Raw genomic sequence first — 3,400 nt, 5'->3', positions numbered from 1 at the left:
GCCGGCGACGGCCCTCGGGTTGGTCCGGGCGGCGTACTCGGCCTTCATCCCGGTCAGGTCTTCGCGGCCGGTGTGCAGGGCGCCCTTGGAGTCGAGCAGGACGACGTCGGTCACGCCGGCGGTGAGCAGGATCTCCGCCACGGCGATCCCGGCGGCCCCGGCCCCGGCAATCACCACGCGCAGGGACGCGAGGCCCTTGCCCACGACCTTGACCGCGTTCTCCACCGCGGCCAGGGCCACGACGGCGGTGCCGTGCTGGTCATCGTGCATCACCGGCATGTCGAGGGCCTCGATCAGGCGCCGCTCGAGCTCGAAGCAGCGAGGCGCCGAGATGTCCTCCAGGTTCACCGCCCCGAAGGACGGGGAGATGCGCACGAGGGTCTCGATGATCTCGTCCACGTCCGTGGTGTTCAGCACGATCGGGATCGAGTCGAGGCCGCCGAAGGTCTTGAACAGGGCGCTCTTGCCCTCCATCACCGGCAGCGACGCGGCCGGGCCGATGTCCCCCAGGCCCAGCACCGCGGTGCCGTCCGAGACCACAGCGACCAGCCGCGAGGCCCAGGTATGGGTTCGGGCCACGCCCGGCTCCGCGGCGATCGCACGGCTCACCTGCGCCACGCCCGGCGTGTACGCGATCGAGAGGTCGCGCTTGCTCGCCAGCGGGCGGTCGACGGCGACCGAGAGCTTCCCGCCCTCATGCGCGGCGAAAATCTCCTCATCGGTGATGGGCTGGGTTTGGGGTTGGGTCTGAGCAGAAGAGGACACGGCACTGGTCTCCTGGATCGATCGGCGGGCACGTCGGCCAGCGACGGCGCCTCCGCGGTCGGTCATCGTCTGCACTTCGTCGGGCAGAGGCAATGGGTCCGTCGCACAGGCGTCGAGGGGTCCGGGGGTCACGCGCCAGATGGGGCGCTTTCCGGGAGATCCGCTCGCGCGAGGATGTCCGCGCGTGCTGGACCTCGGGGAGGGAGGTGCCACCATCATATCGGGACGACCTGAAGTTTCCGCAACGCGAAAGTGCGGAACGTCACGCGAGACGCGCGGCAACCGTCCTCGGACCGAGGAGCGCGCAGGCCTCCTTGAGCTGCTGCTCCGCCTCGTAGGGGAGCAGGCGGCCGGTGCGAATGCCCGAGACGAGGCCGGAGACCATCAGGACGATGCTCTTGCCGCGTGCCGCTCCGCCTCCGATGCGGCCCAGGACCGACCACGAGAGTTCGTCGACCTCGCCGATCATACGGGCGAGCTCGTGGTCTGCCGGGACGACGAGCTCATCGAGGCAGCTGTTCACGGCGGGCTGCGTCAATCGCATCTGGAGCAGTTCGATGGCGGCCCCCGCGAGCTGCCGCGACCGCTCCTCGAGGCCCCGGGCGTTCCGCGCGCGGCTTTCCACCCGCTGCCGCAACTCGAGGAGCTGCCTGCGGTGCAGCGCGAGAAGCAGGTGAGCGGTGGAGGGGAAATACCGGTACGCGGTGCTGAGGGAGACCCCGGCGCGGGTCGCGACCGCAGAAACCTCGACCTCCGGGTATTCGAGCCGGGCGAACTCGGCAGCGGCATCAAGCAGCCTGCGGTAGCGCTCCGCGAGACGAGGTGTGGTCGGCGGAGCCTCCATCGACACCAAGTCCTTGGGCAGTTCCAGCACGCGCAGCAACCTCTTTCCGGCAATCGTCCGGCAACGGTCCGACCCATGGCTGCGCCCCGGCCAATGCGCAGTGGGTCCCACCAACTATACCGCCGGCCGCCGGGGCCTCAGTGTCAGGCGAGCACCGCCGTCGTCCTCAAGAGACCGAGCGGATCCGGGTCACAAAGACGGCGCCGAGCAGCCCGATCACCGCCGCCGCGACGTAGAGGGAGATGTAGCCGCCCCAGAAGACCACAAAGGGGTAGGCGATCGCAGGGGCGAGCACCTGCGGAAGAGAGTTCGCGATGTTGATCACGCCGAGGTCCTTCCCGCGAGCGGCGGCCTGCGGGAGGACCTGGGTGTTGAGCGCTAGATCGACGGCAAGATAGGTGCCGAAACCCACCCCGAGGATGATCGCTCCCGCAATTGCGCCCGGCCACACGGGGAAGAAGCCGATGGTGAGGGAAGCTATCGCGATGATGATCGACGAAAGGATCACGAGGGGCTTCCGTTTGCCCATGCGATCCGAAAGCTTCCCTGCGAGGACGCTCGTCGCAATCGTGAAGATCGCATACAGCCCCGTAAGGATCAGGAAGCCCGTCGCAGGCTCGATGCCCTGCGTCTCCTTGAGATGCACAGCATCCGCGAGGAAGAACAGGAGATAGAGGATCACCATGTGGTTGCCCAAATTGACCAGGAAGCGCGTGATCCACGCCCAGGCGAAGTCGGGGTAGCGCCTGGGGCTGACCCAGAACGATGCGAGGAAGCGGCCGAGCGAGAAGGGCGGGATCCACGCACGGGGGAGGGGATCGTCGGCCCCTTTTGCGAGATACAGCATGACGCCGAGGACGAGTGCGGCGGCGCAGACCACATAGCCCAGTGCGAAATTGCCCGAGACAACGGCGCCTATGACGGCTCCAAGGAGGATCCCGGTGGTTACTCCCATCGAGGCAAGCCCGCCCACCGTGCCACGCTGCTCGACCGGAGCGCGGTCCGGGATCGCAGCGGTGATGGCAGCGTAGGCTCCGTTGGCCCCGAGTTGAACAAAGCACCACAATGTCGTCGCCACGGCAACATTCGGGGCAACTGCAAGGCCAAGGAGCGCGACTGCGCCCACGAGCGCACCGATGAGCACCCACGGACGGCGGCGCCCGAAGCGGCTCCACGTGCGGTCCGAAAACGCGCCGAAGAGCGGATTCGCTATGAGGGCGACGGCGGCTCCCGCGCCCGTGACCAGCGCGAGTATGGCTTCCTTCTGGCTCGCGTCGAACGCTTGCGCCTGCTGCGCGATGAGCACCTGGATGGGTCCGAAGAATGCCGCGTTGATGCCGACGTTCACGAGCACGAGGCCCGTGATCCACAACGGTCCGACCCGCTGGACCGGTTCGGCGAGCGCCGACTCGGGGACGTGTTCCTGATGCGAGGCCTCTGCGGTCATTCACGGCTCCCCGGCTCGTGTTGTTCCCCGGCCTCCGGGCCGAGGTGGTGCTGTGGCTCTCAGATTAGCCCCGGGAGCGGCATCACGGAGATACCCCGCCGAAGTCGGGCCCCCACCGTCGAAGTCGGGGCCCCCCACCGCCGACATCGGGTCTGAGCTCACGACGACGGAGGGAGCGTGCTCTCACAAGCCGCCTCCCGTCGTCGTACTTCAGCGGGGGAAGGCCCGACCTCAGCACCCCACCACCCGACCTCACCACCACACCACCCGACCTCAGCACCACACCACCCGACCTCAACACCACCCCACCCGACATCAACACCACACCACCCGACCTCTACACC

General features: G+C 68.1%; 3 protein-coding genes. All 3 read right to left on the bottom strand.

What is annotated here, in order from left to right:
* On the bottom strand, positions 1-831 hold an 831-nt coding region (locus ACTHL9_RS08745; protein ID WP_440518465.1), incomplete at its 3' end, for an NAD(P)-dependent malic enzyme.
* Between the two features lie 196 nt (positions 832-1,027).
* Positions 1,028-1,639: a TetR/AcrR family transcriptional regulator gene (locus ACTHL9_RS08740; RefSeq protein ID WP_440518464.1), complete on the bottom strand. Its 612-nt coding sequence runs from the start codon at positions 1,637-1,639 to the stop codon at positions 1,028-1,030.
* Between the two features lie 136 nt (positions 1,640-1,775).
* Positions 1,776-3,056: an MFS transporter gene (locus ACTHL9_RS08735; RefSeq protein WP_440518463.1), complete on the bottom strand. Its 1,281-nt coding sequence runs from the start codon at positions 3,054-3,056 to the stop codon at positions 1,776-1,778.
* Between the last annotated feature and the right edge of the window lie 344 nt (positions 3,057-3,400).

This window comes from Sinomonas sp., assembly GCF_051955515.1.
In the GTDB taxonomy this organism is placed as follows: Bacteria; Actinomycetota; Actinomycetes; order Actinomycetales; family Micrococcaceae; genus Sinomonas.
This window is presented reverse-complemented; position numbering and strand designations above follow the sequence as displayed.

Excerpts from the sequence above, each read along its gene's own strand:
- ACTHL9_RS08735 (WP_440518463.1), bottom strand. The coding sequence starts at position 3,056 with ATGACCGCAGAGGCCTCGCATCAGGAACACGTCCCCGAGTCGGCGCTC.